The organism is Trichocoleus sp. FACHB-262 (assembly GCF_014696035.1).
GTDB lineage: Bacteria > Cyanobacteriota > Cyanobacteriia > FACHB-46 > FACHB-46 > Trichocoleus.
The window spans coordinates 37,347-57,127 of sequence record NZ_JACJPK010000046.1; the positions used below are offsets into that span (position 1 = coordinate 37,347).

General features: G+C 49.1%; 15 protein-coding genes and 1 tRNA gene. 7 read left to right on the forward strand and 9 right to left on the reverse strand.

What is annotated here, in order from left to right; translation table 11 throughout:
- Positions 1–36: 36 nt before the first annotated feature.
- Together H6F68_RS09260 and H6F68_RS09265 are read right to left on the reverse strand one after the other, a co-directional pair.
- Positions 37–801, reverse strand: coding sequence for a hypothetical protein (locus H6F68_RS09260; protein ID WP_190558375.1), 765 nt, complete (start codon positions 799–801; stop codon positions 37–39).
- A gap of 59 nt (positions 802–860) precedes the next feature.
- Positions 861–2,120 carry a lipid-A-disaccharide synthase-related protein gene (locus H6F68_RS09265; RefSeq protein ID WP_190558377.1) on the reverse strand — a complete coding sequence of 420 codons (1,260 nt, stop codon included), beginning with the start codon at positions 2,118–2,120 and terminating at the stop codon, positions 861–863.
- Positions 2,121–2,165: 45 nt separating this feature from the next.
- Between H6F68_RS09265 and recQ the strand changes: the two genes are divergently transcribed.
- Both recQ and H6F68_RS09275 read left to right on the forward strand, forming a co-directional pair.
- Positions 2,166–4,244, forward strand: coding sequence for a DNA helicase RecQ (recQ, locus tag H6F68_RS09270; RefSeq protein WP_399313403.1), 2,079 nt, complete (start codon positions 2,166–2,168; stop codon positions 4,242–4,244).
- A 104-nt stretch (positions 4,245–4,348) separates the two neighbouring features.
- On the forward strand, positions 4,349–4,885 hold the full coding sequence (locus H6F68_RS09275) for a DUF2243 domain-containing protein (protein ID WP_190558379.1): 537 nt from the start codon (positions 4,349–4,351) through the stop codon (positions 4,883–4,885).
- A 13-nt stretch (positions 4,886–4,898) separates the two neighbouring features.
- Here H6F68_RS09275 and H6F68_RS09280 read toward each other — a convergent pair whose 3' ends face one another.
- The 3 genes from H6F68_RS09280 to H6F68_RS09290 all read right to left on the reverse strand — a co-directional run bounded on the left by H6F68_RS09280 (position 4,899) and on the right by H6F68_RS09290 (position 8,014).
- Complete coding sequence (locus H6F68_RS09280) at positions 4,899–5,495, reverse strand: DUF3177 family protein (protein WP_190558380.1); 597 nt, start codon at positions 5,493–5,495, stop codon at positions 4,899–4,901.
- Between the two features lie 120 nt (positions 5,496–5,615).
- Positions 5,616–5,909 (reverse strand): hypothetical protein, encoded by a 294-nt coding sequence (locus H6F68_RS09285; RefSeq protein ID WP_190439173.1) that lies wholly within the window; start codon positions 5,907–5,909, stop codon positions 5,616–5,618.
- A gap of 191 nt (positions 5,910–6,100) precedes the next feature.
- Complete coding sequence (locus H6F68_RS09290) at positions 6,101–8,014, reverse strand: OPT family oligopeptide transporter (RefSeq protein ID WP_190558382.1); 1,914 nt, start codon at positions 8,012–8,014, stop codon at positions 6,101–6,103.
- Between the two features lie 224 nt (positions 8,015–8,238).
- On the opposite strand from H6F68_RS09290, the gene H6F68_RS09295 reads away from it, so the two are divergent.
- Positions 8,239–9,084: a mechanosensitive ion channel family protein gene (locus tag H6F68_RS09295; protein WP_242024395.1), complete on the forward strand. Its 846-nt coding sequence runs from the start codon at positions 8,239–8,241 to the stop codon at positions 9,082–9,084.
- A 239-nt stretch (positions 9,085–9,323) separates the two neighbouring features.
- Here H6F68_RS09295 and H6F68_RS09300 read toward each other — a convergent pair whose 3' ends face one another.
- Positions 9,324–10,598 carry a glycosyltransferase family 1 protein gene (locus H6F68_RS09300; RefSeq protein WP_190558384.1) on the reverse strand — a complete coding sequence of 425 codons (1,275 nt, stop codon included), beginning with the start codon at positions 10,596–10,598 and terminating at the stop codon, positions 9,324–9,326.
- A 1,158-nt stretch (positions 10,599–11,756) separates the two neighbouring features.
- Here H6F68_RS09300 and H6F68_RS09305 point away from each other — a divergent pair.
- Together H6F68_RS09305 and H6F68_RS09310 are read left to right on the forward strand one after the other, a co-directional pair.
- A tRNA-Ser gene (locus tag H6F68_RS09305) sits at positions 11,757–11,848 on the forward strand.
- A 138-nt stretch (positions 11,849–11,986) separates the two neighbouring features.
- Positions 11,987–13,333, forward strand: a complete 1,347-nt coding sequence (locus tag H6F68_RS09310) for an ABC transporter substrate-binding protein (RefSeq protein WP_190558386.1) — start codon at positions 11,987–11,989, stop codon at positions 13,331–13,333.
- A gap of 137 nt (positions 13,334–13,470) precedes the next feature.
- On the opposite strand, the gene H6F68_RS09315 is transcribed toward H6F68_RS09310, so the two are convergent.
- Together H6F68_RS09315 and H6F68_RS09320 are read right to left on the reverse strand one after the other, a co-directional pair.
- Positions 13,471–14,406: a hypothetical protein gene (locus H6F68_RS09315; protein ID WP_190558388.1), complete on the reverse strand. Its 936-nt coding sequence runs from the start codon at positions 14,404–14,406 to the stop codon at positions 13,471–13,473.
- Between the two features lie 243 nt (positions 14,407–14,649).
- Positions 14,650–15,600 (reverse strand): serine hydrolase, encoded by a 951-nt coding sequence (locus H6F68_RS09320; RefSeq protein WP_190558390.1) that lies wholly within the window; start codon positions 15,598–15,600, stop codon positions 14,650–14,652.
- A gap of 244 nt (positions 15,601–15,844) precedes the next feature.
- Here H6F68_RS09320 and H6F68_RS09325 point away from each other — a divergent pair, with 244 nt between their 5' ends.
- Positions 15,845–16,573 carry a C40 family peptidase gene (locus tag H6F68_RS09325; protein ID WP_190558392.1) on the forward strand — a complete coding sequence of 243 codons (729 nt, stop codon included), beginning with the start codon at positions 15,845–15,847 and terminating at the stop codon, positions 16,571–16,573.
- Here H6F68_RS09325 and H6F68_RS09330 read toward each other — a convergent pair.
- Positions 16,551–18,101: a glycosyltransferase family 39 protein gene (locus H6F68_RS09330; protein ID WP_190558394.1), complete on the reverse strand. Its 1,551-nt coding sequence runs from the start codon at positions 18,099–18,101 to the stop codon at positions 16,551–16,553. The two genes, H6F68_RS09325 and H6F68_RS09330, sit on opposite strands and share 23 nt — an antisense overlap.
- Before the next feature lie 647 nt (positions 18,102–18,748).
- Here H6F68_RS09330 and H6F68_RS09335 point away from each other — a divergent pair.
- Entirely contained in the window at positions 18,749–19,765 is a 1,017-nt protein-coding gene (locus tag H6F68_RS09335; RefSeq protein WP_190558396.1) for a glycosyltransferase family 2 protein, read from the forward strand.
- Positions 19,766–19,781: the final 16 nt, after the last annotated feature.

Consider the following 19,781-nt stretch of genomic DNA (forward strand, 5'->3'; position numbering starts at 1 on the left):
TGTAGTACTTTGGACTCAATCCGCAAGGTCTTGTTGTTAATTGAGCTGAAGAAACTTTCGTAACTGATCCGCGATCGATTGCTTAGAGTGTCTCCCAGAGCTGTAGTACGAAGTAAGAGGGAGGAGGCGATCGCCGACGGTAAACATCAAGCTGACTCGGTAGGTGCTGCCATCACTATCCCGCGATTCTTCAACTCGCACAGCTTCAATCTCGTGGATTCGGCGCTCAGAAACTTTAGTCCCAAACAAGCCATGACGTTTGAGGATCAGGCTATCTGAGCTTCGGTCAAATTCACAGACGACGATTTCACCCATGCCAATGGCGACAGCAAGCCCCGCGATGACAAAAACGCTGCCGAACATAAACATGAACCAGCGGTCGTCCTGTTGAAGCGTTAAGGATGAGGCTTGAGGGCTGCTGAGAAAGGTACTGATTTGGGTAGCAATTTCTTGCTTGCCATTTTCTCCAGAGCTGTAGTAGTCGGTGAAAGGAACTTCGCCTTGGTTAGTCACCAGCACGACTCGAAAGGTATCCCCATCGCTACTGCTACTCCGTTCCACTTTGGCGCTCTGCAAGCTATCAAGGGCCGTCTCTTGAGCAGCCAAGCCCAGTAGTCCTGCGGCTTTGAGCTGACAATTGCTCTGTACGGGTGCAGTACGGTTGCAGTTGAGCGTGATGACCTTGCCAAAAGTTGCGATCGCCGCTAAACCAGCCCCGGCAAATATGAGACCAAATAGCCATAACCAGATGGGGCGGTGCAATAGAGTTAATTGATTCGGGGTTTCTTTGACAACTTTCATGGCTACTTAGAAGCCTGGCTTTGATCAGCGTGCCCAGGTTACTCCTAAGGAATTCAACGTCAGACAGGAAATTTCCCGAACTGTTGGATGAGCTGAGCCGCAATGCGTTGGGCCGCACCAGGAGCGCCCATGCGATGCTGGCCGTTATCTGCAATGATTTGCAGGCGATCGGGGTTACTGAGTAGAGCTTCGATCGCTTTTGGTACTTGAGCAGGTTGCTGGACTAGCGTGATGGAACAGCCCAACAAGCGAGTTTGAGCTTCGGCAAAGGCAGGGGTAAATTGTGGCCCTTGTCCGGGTAGCGTGATCGCAGGTTTGCCTAAGCCCACAAATTGCTCGGTGGCGGTGCCTGCCATCGCGATCGCCAAATCTGCCAAGTGCAAGCAGTCATTAAAGGCTTGTTGGGTGAGTACTAGCGTGGCTTTGCGTTGGGTGAAACGTAGCGCAGTTGGGTCGGAACTGAAAATATGATTGGTGGTGCTGAGTCGCCAAGCTTGAGCTTCTAAGGGTTCGCGCAGCTTATCCAAATCTAAGCCAGGGGCGATCGCGCTTAGAAATAGCAGGGGGCGATTGGGAAAGGTTTCGAGTATTCTGGCGATCGCTTGGATGATTTGGTGCCAGTTGGCGTAGGCTTCGGGGGGCCGAGAACCAGGCAATAGAGCAATGGTCAGGGGTGGGTTTTCTTGGCTTTTGGTAGCGATCGCAGCGGCACTAGGCTCCAAGCTGTCCATCATCGGGTTGCCGAGGTCGAAAGCGGGAATTGACCATCGCTTCAGACCAGCAGTAGTTAGGTTGTCTCTCGGGAAAACCGCTCGGCATTTAGGGCGGCTCATCAGCCAACGTTCCCAAGGCAAATAAACCGAGCCTGACCAAGCCTCCATTTTTTCAAACCAGGAATTCCGGGGCAGTGGGCCTACTTCATCGCGCAGATAATATTCTGACTTGGCCGTGCCCACAAAAGCGTAGGGAGCACCACTCAGCCAAGCGAATAACAGCGGCACAATATCGCCCACTGCCAGAATGACTCCTCCTTCTTTCGCCCAAGTTTTCACGATTTTGATCTGCGCTAGCGTCAGTTGCAGCAAGCCGCCTTTGACGTCCCGCGCCAATTGCCGACCATCCATATAGACAAAGCCACCGGAGGGCATGGGTTTGACGGGACCAACGATCGCAATGTTGTGGTTGATATAAGCTTGACCTTTGCCGACGAGGGGAAGCGCGGCAATTTCTGGCGCTTGCGGTTGTTGCTGCAAGGCTTGCAAGATCCGCACCGCGATCGCATCTTCTCCGTGACCGTTACTTAGGCAAAGTATCTTCATCTGGTTCAATTAGCAGGCGTAGCAGATTGTAGCAGGCGATTCTCTATGAAGAGGCAGGCCAAGACTCACAACTCTTCTAGACTATCTCAGGGGCTGGCAACTACCGCCAATTGGCTGCAAGACGACCACCGAGATTTTGGTAAGCTAAGGAGTCTCTGGAGCCGCACTCGTCCGCGATCGCCCCTTCAAGTTCTCACAAGTTCTCACCAAGTTCTCGCCTCTGCGCCTGCGATCGCCATCAGCGGGGTAGCGAGGCAATGGGTAGCCAAGATGGAATCAATGTCAGCGAACCTCCTAGCCACACCAACTCAATTCTCCTCACTGGAACAAGCGCTGAAACATTTCTTTGGCTATGAAACGTTTCGTCCGGGCCAGCGTGAGATTGTGGAGTCTGCCTTGGAAAACCGGGATGCTTTGATTGTGATGCCCACAGGCGGCGGCAAATCCCTCTGCTTTCAGTTACCAGCTCTGCTCAAACCTGGTTTAACGGTGGTGGTGTCACCGCTGATCGCCTTGATGCAAGACCAGGTGCAGGCATTGCAAGACAACGGCATTGGGGCCACGTTTCTCAACAGCAGCTTGCATCCGATGGAGGCGCGATCGCGGGAGGTGGCGATTTTAGATGGCGAGATCAAACTGCTCTATCTGGCTCCAGAGCGCTTGTTGAATGAGCGGTGCTTGCCGTTTTTAGATTACGTGCGATCGCGCTTGGGCATCGCTGGGTTTGCCATCGACGAGGCTCACTGTGTTTCCGATTGGGGCCACGACTTTCGACCGGAATATCGCCAGTTGCAGCAATTGCGGCAGCGCTACCCGGATTTACCCATCATGGCTCTGACCGCCACAGCTACAGAGCGGGTGCGGCAAGACATTATCGAACAGTTGTGGCTGCAAGAGCCTTACATTCACACCGCCAGCTTCAATCGGCCCAATCTTTACTACGAAGTACGGCCCAAACCCAGCCCAAAGCAAGCTTACAAGGAGTTGCTACACCAGGTTCAACAAACCGATGGTTCAGGAATTATTTACTGTCTCAGTCGCCGCAAAGTCGAAGAGTTGGCCAGCAAGTTGCAGCAAGACGGAGTAGAGGCGTTACCTTATCATGCGGGGTTGAGCGACGAAGCCCGCAGTACCAATCAAACTCGGTTCATTCGAGATGATGTGCGGGTAATGGTGGCCACGATCGCCTTTGGCATGGGCATTAACAAGCCAGATGTGCGGTTTGTGATTCACTACGACTTGCCGCGTAGCATCGAAAGCTATTACCAGGAATCGGGTCGAGCAGGGCGAGATGGAGAACCTGCTCACTGTACGTTGTTCTTTGGCTTGGGCGACATCAAAACTGTTGAGTATTTGATTGATCAAAAAAACGATCCGCAAGACCAGTTAATCGCGCGGCAACAGTTACGGCAGGTGGTCGGTTACGCCGAGGGCACCGTTTGTCGCCGTACGATCCAACTAAGCTACTTTGGCGAAGGCTTTCCGGGCGACTGTGGCAATTGTGATCATTGCCTGTACCCACAACCGATTGAAGACTGGACGATTGAAGCACAAAAATTTCTTTCTTGCATTGCTCGCTGCCAAGAGCGTTTTGGCATGAACCACATTATTGATGTGTTGCGCGGCTCGAAAAATCAAAAGGTTTTACAAAATAATCACGACAAACTCTCCACCTACGGCATTGGCAAAGACAAGACCGCTGATGCATGGCGAATTTTAGGGCGGGCTTTGCTGCATCAAGGCTTGGTTGAAGAAACCAGCGACGGCTACTCAGTACTCAAACTCAATGCCCAAAGCTGGGAGATCTTGAAGAAGCAGCGATCGCTCTTGATTGCTGTACCTCCCACTCCTACCTATGCCGATGAAACTGATGCCGATGGCTTCAGAGCTGATGTAGAAGTTCTATTTCAACGGTTGCGATCGCTGCGGAAGCGATTGGCCGACCAGCAAGCCGTGCCTCCCTACGTGGTTTTCAGTGATTCCAGCTTGAAACTGATGGCGCAACAGCAACCGCAAACCTTGACCGAGTTCGCCAGGATTTCGGGAGTGGGTAGCCGCAAGTTAGAGCAGTATGGCGAAAAGTTTACGGCTGAAATCCGGGCTTATCGGCAAGAACAAGGCTGAGTTTAGCAGGCCAAGTTGAACGATGATCTCTCTTGGTGCTGATTAACAAGCAAATTTCCTGAGGCTAGTCTGATGGCGACCAGCACAAGCCTAGAGTGATATTCATGACAGCCAATCCTCCCCAAACTCCCTTGGATAGCCCAAACCCATTAGATAGGGCAAACCAGAAGGGCGATCGCAAATCAGTTGTTGCCGCTGGAGTTTTGTTCGGCTTGGGGTTTAGTGGATTTTTTGACGGTGTGGTTCTGCACCAAATTTTGCAGTGGCATCACATGCTCACTAGTGCAGGCTATGCCGATACCACCGTGGCGGGGCTAAAGCTGAATACCCTAGCAGACGGACTGTTTCATGTCGTCACTTACGCTTTTACCCTCAGCGGGCTAGTGGTATTGTGGCGGGCTTTAGAGCGTGGTAATTTGGCCTGGTCGTCAAAAGTGTTTGGGGGAGCCTTGCTGATTGGAGCGGGGACATTTGATGTGGTAGAGGGCATCATCGATCACCACATTCTAGGTATCCACCACGTCAAATCAGGCCCTAATGAATTGGCCTGGGATTTGGGGTTTCTCTCGTTGGGAGCGACTTTAGCCATTCTGGGTTGGCTGCTGCTACGCGCTGGTCAGCAACAACCAACTTACAAATAAAGCAACGCTAGCTTTACTGCTGAGTGGCAGAGCGGCCTTGCTTGGACAGCTTCACTAAGACGAAATAGCTAAGGCAAGCTACGTAGACGAGTAGACCCGCCACTCCGAGAAGGCCAAGAAAGGGGACGCTGGTGTTGGCGTGAAAATACTGCTTGAACAACAGCGGTGGATCAAACCAAACTCGACAAAATCTTGTATTTAAGGCTGTCTGAGAAATCGCACATTGTAGGAAAGGCAAGCTAGCTAAAGCTCCTAAAGCGCTATAGACAGTCATGGCCCAGCGCCAAGAATTAAATGCCAGCTTTAAAGGAGTCCGGGATTGATCGTTAATCTCTTCGTTGAGGTCAACCCAAAACCACAGCGCAATGGGAATGAGTACCCGCGCCATCAGCCCTGACATAAAACTGAGGGGCACTGCTGCAATCATCAAGTAGACCGTGACGGCTAGCAAGCTCGAAACCCGCCAGTAAATGGTTAACAGATGCTGAATGGTTTCATTTTTTTGCACGAAAGCCCAAATCAGCAGAATTAGAGGAAATAGGACAGCAAACAGAAGGGCCAGTCGGTAGTCTGTCCAAACTAGCGGTTCAAACCAGAGTTGATCTTGCATAACTCATCTACGGCGGAATTCACACAGAAAGCAATGACCTCCGTAGAGGCCAGGATTTGCCCCTCCTATCTTAAGACCCTCTGGCGGTCTTCAACAGGCGCATGAACCGAATGCAACAAACTACGTAATAAAGTCAGAAGAAGTTACAACTTTAGAAACCAGCACTTGAGGAGCGATCGCAGCTCTAGAATTGGGGCTGTTGTAGTTGGGAGTCTGAGACGAATCAAATACTTGCAATACTTTCAACAAAACGGCCACACCTAGGCCAACAATGAGGACCCAAGATATATCATTGCCACGTTCTGCTTCAGAGAGGTCGCGGCTAAAGTTGCAAGACAGGCATTGGAACACGTCGTTACCACGTTGCACGAGTCCTTTTTTGCCGCAATTGGGACATTCTGTGATTTGTGCCATAAGTGCCTCCCTGAAATCAGGGTGGTTCTCCTAAAACAGGTTAAAAAATGGTTTGGTCTGTAAAATCAGCGGTCTGTAAAGTCAGGATTTATTAAAATTGCACCTATCTCCATTGCAACAAAATCAACAGCAAGTCCCCTGAGCCTTGCGAGGGAATTCAGCTAGTTCGAGCGACGTATCCTGGGTTGCCATTACTTCCGTCGTCGTGGAGAGCGAGAGATAACCCAAAGGAGACTGGCGCTCAGGAGAGTAAAGGCGATCGCAGCTCCTCGCCATTGCGTTGGACTTGGAGGTTCTGCTTGGGCGAACGGTAGGTTGAAGAAAGCGATCGCAGCTCCTGCCACACCCAGCAAAGCGGCTCCAGCAATCAGACCCGAGGCGTACAAAACTCCTGCTTCCCGGCGGCGCTCTAAGCTCCGACGGGGCGACCAAGTTTCCACAGCCAGTCGAATTAAACCACCCACCATAATCGGAATTGAAAGGTGAATTGGTAGATACAACCCCACCGCAAACGCGAGCGTGGGCAAGCGCATCATTTCCACACAAGCGGCTAAAGCTGCACCAACTAGCACCAAGCCCCACGGTAAGTTGCCACCCAAAACCCCATCGATCACGAGCCGAATCAAGTTGGCTTGGGGCGCTTTGAAAGCTCCAGAGACAATATCGGCCCGGAACAGCTCCAATACTGCACTCATCACCAACCCAGTGGTGACGACCCCGACAATTTCGCCAATTTGTTGATTCCGGGGACTGGCTCCGATTAGAAACCCAGTCTTTAAATCTTGAGAAGTATCCCCCGCATTAGCTGCGGCAATACAAACCAAAGCGCCGATGGTGAGCACAGCGACTTTAGCTTCTTGAAGACTATAGGCCGAGCCAAACAACAGCGCACAAATCAGCACTGTCACAATCGTCATTCCCGAAATTGGGTTAGAAGAACTGCCGATGATGCCAACAATCCGCGAGGAGACCGTGACGAAAAAGAAGGAAAACACGACCACCGCTAAACCTGCTAATAGTCCTAGCGGACCCGCTCCTCCGGTTCGCAGCGGTAAAAACGCCACGAGCAAGCCAATGACGATTAAGCTGACTGCCACTAGGGACAAGGGCAGATCACGATCCGCTCGCTCAGCTTGCTGAGTACTGCGTTGCTTGAGGGCGATCGCGGTTAATCGCACCGATTCCCACAGTGTCGGGGCAGACTTGACCAAGCTAAACAAGCCGCCAAACGCCACGGCCCCCGCGCCGATATAACGAATGTAGCGGCTCCAAATGCTGAAGCTATCCATATCGGCAATGCGAGCTACCGTCTCCGGAGGAATTGGCGTCGGTACACCACTGCCAAACAAGTAGATCAAGGGCATGATTACCAGCCAGCCGATCGCCCCTCCTGCCAAAATCACCGCCGCGATCGCAGGGCCGATGATGTAACCCACCCCTAGCAATTCTGGCGTGACACTCGCCCCAATCGAAGTCCGAAAGCCCGCTTGGGCGATCGCCACATCCGGTTCCGCAGGCCAAAGTCGGCCAAAGCGCTCTAGAGCTGAGTACAAAGCACCCACACCCAGACCACTAAACAACAGCTTGGCTTGCGGTCCTCCCGCCTGAGAGGCCACTAAAATTTCGGCGCAAGCAGTTCCTTCTGGGTAGGTGAGCCGTCCATGCTCCTGCACGATTAGAAACCGGCGCAGCGGGATCATAAATAGTACGCCCAGCAGCCCGCCCAAAAGCGACAGCGGAAAAATCGGCCAGAAACCTGGTGTTTCGCCCCACAGGTACAGCACTGGCAAGGTAAAAATTACCCCAGCCGCTAAAGATTCTCCAGTCGAGCCAATGGTTTGAACCATATTGGTTTCGAGCAAGCTGCCTTGGCGCAACGCCCGAAACACTGCTACCCCGATTACCGCCGCCGGAATTGAAGCCGAAACCGTCAGCCCCACCTTCAATCCCAAATAAGCATTCGCCGCGCCAAAAAGAATCCCTACCGCCACCCCCACCAGTAACGACTTGGGTGTCAACTCAGGCATCTCAGATTCATTGGGCACCACAGGTGTATAACGTTCCCCTGGAGGCAACGCCTGGTAAGCTTCCCGTGGTAGTACCATCTTCGGCTGCGTCTTGCTTGGCATAGAAACTGATTTTTGTGTTTAGTGAATCGTCAAATTCGGTTTTGCGAAATAGATTATTCAAAATTCTTGATGAATCGCGGTGTCGGAAGTGACGAACTGACTCTAGAAGCGAAGCGATCGCCTGATCCCATCAATTTCTAGCCATGTGACCGCATCCAGTCAGACCCCTAAAACGCTAAACTTTGGAGCGTTAGATCCGCATGACATTCTCGACATTGCCTATGACCGTTTTGCTAGCTGCCGTCACGCCGCAGGTTGCCCAAAACCTGATTGAATTGGCTTTTGACATCGTACCGAGAGTCTTTGGGGCCATTGGTATTTTGGTCCTGACTCGCTTGGCGATCGGTTTGGTGGGACGGGTGATGCGGCGGACCCTCAACCGCACCGAACCCACCATTCGCAAATTTTTGGTGCAGGCTTCCGAAATCATTACGTTAGTCGTAGGCATCAGCGCTGCTTTAACCGCTTTAGCAATTCCCACCGCCACCCTAGTCACTGTCGTGGGTGCCGCAGGTTTGGCGATTGGCTTAGCGCTGCAAAACACCCTGTCCCACTTCGCGGCAGGCATCATGCTCATCACCTTCCGTCCCTTTGAAGTCGGCGACTATGTAGAAGGCGCAGGCGTATTCGGCGTAGTCGATAGCATCGGCCTGTTCTACACCACCCTAGTCACACGCGACAACGTCAAAATTACCGTTCCCAACAGCAACCTGTTCAGCGGCACCCTGAAAAACATGACCACCTTGGGCACCCGCCGCGTCGATCTAGAAATAGATATTGGCGATCGCCCCATCGACTCCACAATCACACTGTTGCTAGCCCTAGTACTCCCCCACCCTTTAGTCCTCAACGATCCCAAACCCACCTGCCACGTCCACTCGGTTTCCCCAACTACCACAATTTTGTACCTACGACCCTGGTGTGCTGCCGAAGCTTACGAACAAGTGCGATCAGAAATTCAGCAAATGGTGAAAGAAACCCTACAACAACCCGACCCCACCCCAGATCCAAACACAGACCCAGAAGCCGAAATCACCGACTACTAGACCTAAGAGCCAAATAATTCAATCAACAAACTCCCAACAATCCGAGACAACACCTTCACCATGCGCTCTGGAGGGGGGTTGGGGGACGCAGCCGTCCCTCAATCGGGGGTTTGGGGGAGAATCCCCCAAGGCTGTTTCCCACAGAGGTGAGCAACTAACCAAAAAAGTAAAAAACCTGACAACTGCACCAAAGCACAGCTATCAGGTTTGAGCGACTTATCACCTCAAGAATTTGCGGGTTACGCTCCCACCTTTTGCAACTCCTTCTCAGCAGCCGGTTGGCTCATCAGCTTCTGGTACAGCTCACTTAACTGTGAGGCTACACCTTCCCAACTGAAGTAAGTTTCTACCCGATGTCTCGCCGCCACCCCTAACTGATTGCGCCAAGTTGCATCACTCAAGATCCGATCGAGCGCCTCAGCGAAGGCAGCATCATCTTGAGCGGGTGCCAGTAGACCCGTCTCTTCCGGGACTACCGTAAACTGCAAACCACCCACATCACTCGCAACCACAGGAGTGCCACTCGCCATTGCCTCAATCGCGACGAGACCAAACGGTTCGTAGTGGCTAGGTACCACACATACATCCGCAGCAGCGTAGAAGGCGGGTAACGTGTCGTCACCTAGACGACCAGGGAAAATAGTCATGTCGCTCAGACCTAGCTCCTTGACAATCCCCTCAATGCGATCGCGCTCCATGCCATCGCTTTGTCCCGGACGACTACCGCCACCAATCACCAACTTCAGGTTCGCTTGATCGCGAAACTTCGAGCGACCTACCGCCCGTACTAAGGTTTCAATGCCTTTGCGAGGGTCAAATCGTCCCACATAAAACACCACCTTATCTTCAGGATTAAGGCCCAGCTTTTCCCGTGCTTCTAATTGTGAGAACGAGCCAAACCGCTGAATATCAGTACCACAAGGAATAATGTCAATTTTGCCGCGAGTGGAAACCAGCGATCGCATGTGCTCCCGCTCTTGAGGACTAGTTGCTACAATGCGCTCAGCCGTTTCTAGACAAGTTTTTTCTGTAGCTAGACGAGTGCTAGCAATCAGAGGAATTGTAGAAATTGACTTGTACTTCACCGCTCCTAAAGAGTGGTAGGTATGCACTTGTTGAATTTTTTTGCGTTTTTTTAGCTCCATTCCCACCCAGGAAGACATCCAGTAGTTGGTGTGAACAACCGGATACTCAATCCCAGACTCTGCCTGAAAATCAAGAAACTTTTGCAAAAATTCTGGCAGAAACTCGAAGATCTCATCCCGAGGTACAAAATCCTTAGGGCCTGCAACTAAACGAATGGTGCGGCAGTTAGGAGCATGCTCCACAATAGCGGGTTGGTCGGCACTGCTCTGGCGGGTAAACATATCTACCTGCCACCCTTGGCGGGCTAGTGCTTCACCCACTTGCCGTACGTAAACGTTTTGTCCCCCAGCCTCTTCTTTGCCAATCTCGATTGCAGGGTCGCCGTGGACGGAAATCAGGGCGACATGCTGATTTTTCAGAGAAAACATGGCTTTAAGCTTATACCTAAAGTTAATAAAAAACTGAGCGAAATGGCTCTCAAAAATTGCTTTTGCTCTTACGATTCAAATACTAGGATTAGCGGCTGCTGAAGGCATCAGTCAGAGGATATATCTTGCTAAATCCAGGCTTTTGATAGCAAATAGAATCGAAAGACTAACTGAGGATATTCCTATAAAAACAGCTCCGGAGAACCACGTTTTGTCTTGTGCATGGAACCTCTCCCGTTCGCTAAACTTCAATGAACTTCTTGCTTGAAAACCTGATGTAGCCTATAAAAACTACAAATTGAGCACAGAGCTATCTCAGATCTTGGAATCACTGATTGAGTGATTCAGCATTGCGGTACCAGAAGGTTTATTAAGTTTGCTCGATAGTATACTACGTTAATTCATTATTTTTCAAAAAAAAGTGAAATTGCTGGCTGCGATGAAAATTCAATTAATTTTGAATCTAAATTTTATTGCTGTTATCTAAAAAAGCGATCGCCTTCACCATTACGTATTAAACCCAGGCAACATATTGGCGAATTACAGTTAATAAATCCAGCGGGGATCACGCCATAATCAAACCTTTAGCTGGTTAACCGTGAAAACGAGTTGTGCCCACACAGGATTTATTGGTGCAATGTAGCCCATCCGTGCTAGCCGAGAGATAATCTCAGTAGAATTTAGATAAATAAAGAAAATATTAATTTTTGAGCAGCCAAATATGTTTATTAGCAACTGAAAAGTCGTGCTGGAAGATGCAGTGGGCTAGCGCTAGACTGCTTAAATTTGCTAGGTCATGGTCAACTCTAATTATGAGTTGAGGGATAGAAGGCGCGATCGCTGGCGTTTAGCAGCATAGCCACCCAAGCAAATCCAAACTGTATCACTCTGAACAATGAGCGATAGACATTTAGCTTCGGTATGAGTTGCAGTGAGGTCAATAACAATCAGTTTTGCTGGCAAACGCCTGGTAATTGGCCAGGATGAACTTTTTAGACATTCTCTGCAAAAAAATAGTCAAATAATTCCAACAGTACGGTAGAATGATTGAGCTTCATGGCCACGGCTTGCCGCAGAGCCAGCAAACTATCTACCGAAAGTTATAGGTTGCTGTGTTCATTCTGAGAAAAGTCTGCTATGATAGTTTACCGTCACCCTGGAGAGGTGGCTGAGTGGTCGAAAGCGGCAGATTGCTAATCTGTTGTACGAATCGTAAGACCGTACCGAGGGTTCGAATCCCTCCCTCTCCGTTCAAAAAGAACATTCAAGACTGAGGCTCAGAGCTATCTGGGTCTTTTTTGTTTGCAGCGCTCTGCTCGTAACAAACTTGAGTTTCCCCAGCAATTCAGTCATGATTCATTTGCACCATAGAAGAGTACTAGGTCCAAATGAAAAATTTTGCTTCAGCAAGTGGTCTGAGGCCTCGCCTAGCAATCACTTTAGCCATCACAACTTTAATTACAGGTTTACTCGCGACCGCCTGCCAAGATGCCACTAACACCAATCAAGGCAACCAAGGCCAGAACAGCTCGACTGATTCGACTCCCGCTGCCTCTACTGCTAATGCCAAGGGCTTGAAAATTGGTTCCTTGCTGCCCGCTACAGGGGACTTAGCACCGATCGGTCAGGCCATGCTAGCTTCTGTGCCCTTGGCCGTGGACCAAGCCAACCAATGTGGGGGCGTGAATGGTGAACCTGTGACGCTGGTAGCAGAGGATGACCAGACTGATCCCACCGCAGGTGCTGAAGGGATGACCAAACTGGCTGAAGCAGATAAAGTTGCTGGTGTAGTCGGCTCGTTTGCTAGTAGCGTTTCTAGTGCCGCTGTGGATGTAGCGGCTCGCAACAAGGTGATGCTGATTTCACCGGGAAGCACTAGCCCTGTGTTTACAGAACGGGCAAAAAAAGGTGACTTTCAAGGGTATTGGGCTCGAACTGCACCCCCCGACACCTATCAAGCCAGAGCTTTGGCTAAGTTGGCGAGCGATCGCGGCTTCAAGCGAGTTTCAACGGTCGTGATTAACAACGACTACGGCGTTGGGTTTGAAAAAGAATTTGTGGAAGCCTTTAAAAAACAAGGTGGCACCGTGGTCAATGAAGCCAAGCCTACCCGCTATGACCCTAAAGCCACCACCTTTGAAACGGAAGCTGCCGCTGCTTTTGGCGGTAAACCCGATGCAGTCGTGGCTGTGCTTTACGCTGAAACGGGAAGCCTACTGCTGAAATCTGCTTATGAGCAAGGCTTGACGGAAGGAGTCCAAGTCATGTTGACTGACGGCGTCAAGAGCGATGAATTTCCGAAACAGGTAGGCAAAACGAGTGACGGCAAATTCATCATTACCAACGCGATCGGGACAGTGCCTGGAGCTGATGGCAAGTCTCTGGATGCATTAGCTAAGCTTTGGCAAGAAAAGAAAGGACAATCCGTCAGCGCCTACGTACCGCACTCTTGGGATGCGGCAGTGCTGTTGATGCTAGCGGCAGAAGCAGCCAAGGCGAATACCGGGGAGGGAGTACAGAGCAAGTTGCGGGATGTAGCTAATGCGCCCGGCACAGAAGTTTCGGATGTTTGTGAAGGGTTGAAGCTATTGCGTGCTGGCCAAGATATTAACTACCAGGGTGCTAGCGGCAACGTGGATATTGACGAAAATGGGGATGTCATTGGTAGCTACGATGTCTGGAGTGTCAAAGATGATGGCACGTTAGCCAATATCAGCAAAGTGAAGCCTGAATAGGAAAGCCTCAGGGTCAGGGAGAGTCAAGCGATCGCCCTCAACCTGAAAGAAAATCAAGCACCTAAAACGGACCCCCTGTCAGCTAACCACAGCTTCAGGGGGTTCAATTAACTTAGGCTCACTCAGCGAGCAAGACCTTAGCGAGAAGTGAAGTTATAGCCAACGCCTAGTAGCAGACCAATATCCGTATCATCAAACACGGCAGCGTTGACAGCAGCAGTCGCAGTGAATTGTGGGGTGAGAGGCACATCAACACCGCCAGTCAACAACAGTCTGACTACATCACTGTCTCCAGTTGTAATCGCGACACCTGCACCCACATAAGGAGCGGCTGAGATGCCAATCTCATCAGCGGTGTAGCTCGGAAAGTCTAGTGTGACTGGGATCAAGATGTCTGCATCATCCCCGATCATCACGGAAGGTCTGACCGAAATGGTTCTGGTTAAACCAATTTTGCTGAGGACCGTGAAATTCGTATCACCCAGCGCGGTATCTCCAGTAATGCCCACGTTAAGACCGACACCGACGTAGCTAGAACCAGAACGAGTGCCACGACCAGGCTCAACAGATTGAGCAATTTTTGGTGCTTCTGTTTCGGTGGTAGGCACTGCCGCTTCATCCGTGGTAGGAGCGATCGCAGGTTGCTCGTTCAAAACTTGAGCAGAAGTAACAGTGGTTCCAGGAACGGGGGCTGTCTTAGCCGTCTCTACAGACATCTCTGGAGACATCTCCGTAGACATTTCTGCGGATGCTTCCGGTAGTGCTTCTATCGCTGCCAATGGAGCAGCAGCTTCTACTTGAGCGGTAGCAGAGCTAGTAGACTCCGTGTGGTTGGCAAACAACGTCGGCGCAGTGGCGCTGAAAGAATAAGTATTGGCAGACTCAGAGACTTGCGTCGCAGTAACTGTCGTGTCAGCCGTATCAGGCTGGGTCGCTACTTCGGGCTGAGCAGACGGCGTTGCTAAAGTTGTCTCAACGGGCGTGGTGGTTTCGGCTTGAGCTGACAAGGTACCACAAATCACCAATAGAGCGCTGAGGCTGAGTAGGGAAGAAACGCGTCTAAAAAAAGTCATGTTCACAAGCACTCCTCAATGTATCTTGAACTAAAACTTAGGCCAACCTAAAGCTTTAGCTAGCTCTCGTTATCTTTCGCTATAGGTAAATGTATCGGCAAATTGACCGCCATACCGCTAATTTAGGGAATTTTGAACAATTTCGCCACTTCCTAAGACATAGATTCTGCTTTAATTCGTCTTGAGAGGATTACTAGCTTGTAGCGAGTTTTACCAGCATCCAGCAACTTCTAGGGGATAATCTTAAACACTGTCAGCCGCGATAGAAGCGATCGCAGCGGCAACTTGCTGCGACACAAATGGCAGAATCGCTTCGTTCTGGCTGTGGGCTTTGCCTTCCGTAAAAACAACTAGAAGATAAGGTGGTTGTCCCGCAAGCTCAACATAAGCAGCGTCATGGCGCACTTGACTGGTTAAACCTGCTTTCGACCAAACCTGGGCCGCCTGAGGTAAACCTCCGCCTAAGAAGCCAGTAACTTGATTTTCTGGATCAGCCGCTAAGTCGTTCGGGTCGAGGCTGCGCTTCATTAAGGCCATCATGGCTTGCGATCGCTCGGATGACACTGCTACCCCTCCCACAATGCTGTGTACCAGACGGGCCGATGCTTCTGTCGTCAGCATATTGCGGTTTTCCATCAGTTCTCCTAAAAACGCCCGCTCGCGGCCATAGGCACCATCACACCAAGTTTTCTGGTTGAGATTGATGGTTTCCAGTTCTGACCAACCCAACGATTGAAAATAGCGGTTGACTAGATTGCGCTGCTGTTTCCAGGTTTCAAAAGGCCCAGGGGGTAGTTCTGGGCCGCTAGTTGTGCCAGTCAAAACATCAACTACTAAGCTAGTCGCATCATTGCTAGAATCCACAATCATGTCACGGGCGGCTCGCTCTAGCTCGGCTGACGGCTGAATCATGCCTTTTTCTAGCCATTCATGCATTGCCACCAGGTAGAACAATTTCACTACACTCGCTGGGTAGATTCGCTCCACTCCTCGATAGCTAAACCCTCTCACGGCATGGTTCCAGAAGGCGTCTGGACTTAAGGCACCTCCAGTATTGACGGGGACTGGGGGATCATAAACTACCAAGGTAAGCGCGATTTGGTTGCGAGCCAATCCGGGAAACTCGGCCCAGGTCGTTTCCAGGACGCGATCGCCCAGGGTTTCAAGCTGTTCGTCTTTACGGAAAAATGCCATTGTGACTCGATGGTTAACTTACTTAGTAGAGGAATAGGATATAGCAGTCCTAAAGGATTTGGCAGGTTGGTGGAGTGTGCCTATAACAACCCATTTGAGATTGCTCTAGCAGTATCACTTATACCAGTCTGGCTGACTCTGGGTAGCGGCACGAATCAGCAGTTTTTCGCGGCCTCTGGTTTCAGACCCGATTATGCATAAAACTAAGTGATTACTACTAAGTGCTTCTCTCCCTTTTTGATTCATGGTTTCTCTCACCGACTTACAAGCAGCTTTCGAGGTTAGCTCCTCTCAGCCAGTAGAGTATCAGTGCCAAGCCCACTTAAACCTTTACGACGGTCCAGAAAGCGATCGCTTAGCTACCCAAGCGGCCAAAGGCAGGCATTTACAGATCCTATCGATTCCAGCAACAAGCTCTAATGGTGCGACAGCTATCCCAGTGCGCTTGTGCGAGGACGACTACCCCGGCTGGCTGCGAGTTGAAGATGTTGCGGAACTGGCAATTGCAACCACAGCGTATCAAGCGATCGCTTTGAGCGCAGCAGAAATTCAAACTCGACTACCAGAGGCGATCGCCTTTACCTACGCGGCGATGCAGCAAGCAAACTATTATCTCTGGGGTGGCACTGTGGGACCGAATTATGATTGCTCTGGGTTAATGCAGGCGGCTTTCACCTCTGTGGGTATCCAGCTACCAAGAGACGCTTATCAGCAAGAAGCATTTATTCAGCCTGTGGCGATCGAAGAGTTGCAGCCAGGAGATTTAGTTTTCTTTGGCTCTCCTGCCAAGGCAACTCATGTGGGCTTATATGTTGGGGATCATTCCTACATCCATAGCTCAGGTAAAGAGCAGGGCCGAAATGGTATTGGCATCGATCGCCTGTCTGAGCAAGGAGATATTGTGAGCCAAACTTATTATCGACAATTACGAGGTGCAGGCCGTGTAATGGCTAGTTATCAACCGCAGAGTTGAGTTGGATGCGGTAAAGATAATTGCGATCCTGAAACCATTGCGACTGTCCTACTGCAACTGTAGTTTTGTAATCGCTTGGCTGGTTCGTTTGCTCTAGCAACTGAAGCAATTGTTTTGAAGGAGAGTATAGAAAAACATATTTAAATTTCTGGACTGAGTTTTTTAGCTCAGTCTGAAAATTTTGCTCTTCTAGTCTTGACCTCTCAAATAGTTGAAATTGAGTTTCAGGCTTTAAAAGATAGCTTAAGGGCAATACAAAAGTAAGGTTGCTATCGCTAATAATCAGGGGTTGAGGGGCTTGATTGATTAGTGGTGCCACTTGTAAGTTGATCGAGCTAGAACCCTTCCACCAGTCTTTAGCCTGAGCGCTAGCGGCACAAGAAATGATGCCAACAGAGAGTAAAACCGCAAAAATAGAGCGCCATAGTCTTTGCTGGCTTACTTTTGCCTGGACCCTAAAAAGTTGTTGAGTGAATAAGTAAGAAACCGCTAGATGAACACCCAAGTAAGAAGGCACTAAATACCGAGAGAGGATCGATCGCCTCCCTCCCCAAATCAAGTCAGGAATTATTTGGGCTAAAGCTGTAACACCAATTAGTAGTAAGACAAATAGCCAAACTTTCTTGGGAGCATGGCGGCAAAGAAAATAAATGGCATATAAAACTAGAACCAGAAAAACAAAAGAAACAAGTTGATTGTTTTTAGGATCGTTGAAATCTGAAAAAATACTACTTAAGTTAGCTTGCCAATAAGTAAAGCGTTTAAATAAACCAATCTTAAAAGAAGCTACCCAACTAGTCGTAGTTTTCACCCGACTAGAGCTACTTAAAATCACCCAAACCCAAGGAGTAAAAGTAATACAGCCAAAGAAAGAAGCAATTAAGTAGAATATTGTAGGTTTGCTTTTGAGTTTTTCAGTTAGTAAAACGTACAATCCGTGAGTTAATAAAACAAAAACAAAAAATAAATGGGTATACAGTCCTAATACGATCGCTGCTGCATAAATTATCCAACTATTCCTCGATAAAGTACGCAGTCCTCGAAGCAGCGAGGCACTAGATATTAGAATAAAAACCGTCCATAAGCTATACTGGCGTGCCTCTTGAGCCAGCATTAAATAAAAAGGAGAAACTGCAACAAGGGCGATCGCAATCCAACCCGACAAAGGACTCTCGAATAACTCTATACAAAGCCAGTATAAAGCAGGAAATATAAAGAGACTGACGAGAGCAGACAGAACTCTAGCACCAACAGGATGATCTAACCAATCTATCCAAAATCGACTAATTAAGTAGTACAAAGGAGGATGCTCTGGATTACCTGCCAAAGCCTTGACAGTATCAGAAAAGCTTTTTTCTAAACTAGGATATTGATATCGTTGGATTTCCTGATTGCTAATAATCTTGCCGTTGTAAACTTGGTCAGTAAATTCTTGGCTAGTATAACCTTCGATCCGAAGAATACCCCGCACTTCATCAACGGTATAAACCTTCTGATCAAGATTAATAAACCGAAAAATAATACTCAAGCTCAAAGTTAGAATAATTAAAGCTTTAAACCAAGTGAATGATGAAAACCTTTTGGAAAAAGTCATAACGAGTGGCTGCTTAAGAGAGTATTAGTCTTTCGTGATTCTTTTGTCTATCAAGTCTGAAAGCAGAATATGCCAATTAAAAAGTAAATGTAGTTGATTGCATTTACTGTCTTCTTCTTCGTGCAGTTTGCTTGAAATAAATTGTAACTTCATTGCATTAATGAGGAATGCTTATCAATTGACTGAATTTCAAAACTTAATCCATGCTCAGATATAAAAAACTTTCTATCTTGGCGTTAAAGATTGCAAGAGAATAGTAGTTATTATTCTGGTTTTTGTATTGATTGATGCAATTTACGAATCAATATATGTTCTGGCTGGATTTTGTTTAACAATTTCTTGCTTGTTTTAGTCGCTTGTTTACACTAAACTAAGCAAACATCTTATTCGAACATATTAAATTGGTTCTATAGTTTCACAATGACTTTATTAACTCTTTAACTCAGTTAGCCGTTCTGAGAAGTTTGTGAGACTGTAGTGAATAAGCTAACAGCCAATCAGTTAATGCCGGGATACTGATAGCATTGCCGCAAACCATCTTTAGGTATCTTGAAGAGTCAAAAGGATTAGTAATTACCACAATGAGCAACTTACTTAGCACCCGCTCTCAAGCTTCGAATCCTGCCTTCTCTGATCCGACACCTCAAGTGTCTGTCATCGTGCCGATTTACAATGAAGTCCAGAGTCTCCCTCACCTAATCGAAGCGATCGCCACGGCTGTCACTGAGAGCCAGATTAGTTATGAAATTGTGTGCGTGGATGATGGCTCCAGTGATGGCTCGACTGATTTGCTCAAGCAGCTAGCCCAGGCTCGGACTGATTTGCGGGCCGTCATCCTGCGACGTAACTATGGGCAAACAGCAGCGATGTCAGCTGGCTTCAAGCATGCTTCTGCTAAGGTGCTGATTACCTTGGATGGTGATTTGCAGAACGATCCAGCCGATATTCCTCACTTGCTGGCTCGCTTGGAAGAAGGATATGACTTGGTAAGTGGCTGGCGTAAAGCAAGGCAAGACGCGGCTTTAACCAGACTTTTACCTTCCAAAATTGCTAACTGGCTAATTGGCAATGTAACTGGCGTGAAACTGCACGATTACGGCTGCTCTCTGAAAGCCTATCGAGCGGAACTCGTTGCAGACATGAATCTCTACGGAGAGCTACACCGCTTCTTGCCAGCCTTAGCTTTTATTGAAGGGGCGCGCATCACTGAAATTCCAGTGCGTCATCATGCGCGACGCTTTGGTCAGAGTAAGTATGGTTTAGGTCGGACCCTTCGAGTCTTGATGGACTTGTTTACCATCTTCTTTATGAAGAAGTTCTTGACTCGCCCAATGCATGTCTTCGGCACTTTTGGTTTGGCATCAATGATAGGTGGTGTGCTACTGGGCAGCTATTTGACGTTTCTGAAGTTAGGTTTGGGACGAAGCATTGGCGATCGCCCGTTGCTGATTCTGGCGGTGGTATTGTTCCTGGCAGGAATCCAGTTATTTAGTTTTGGTTTGCTCGCAGAACTGCTGATGCGGACTTATCATGAATCTCAAAATAGACCTATCTACCGGGTGCGTGAAGTCGTAGGCACAGAGACAGAAACTGTTTAGCGATCGCTAAATCAAA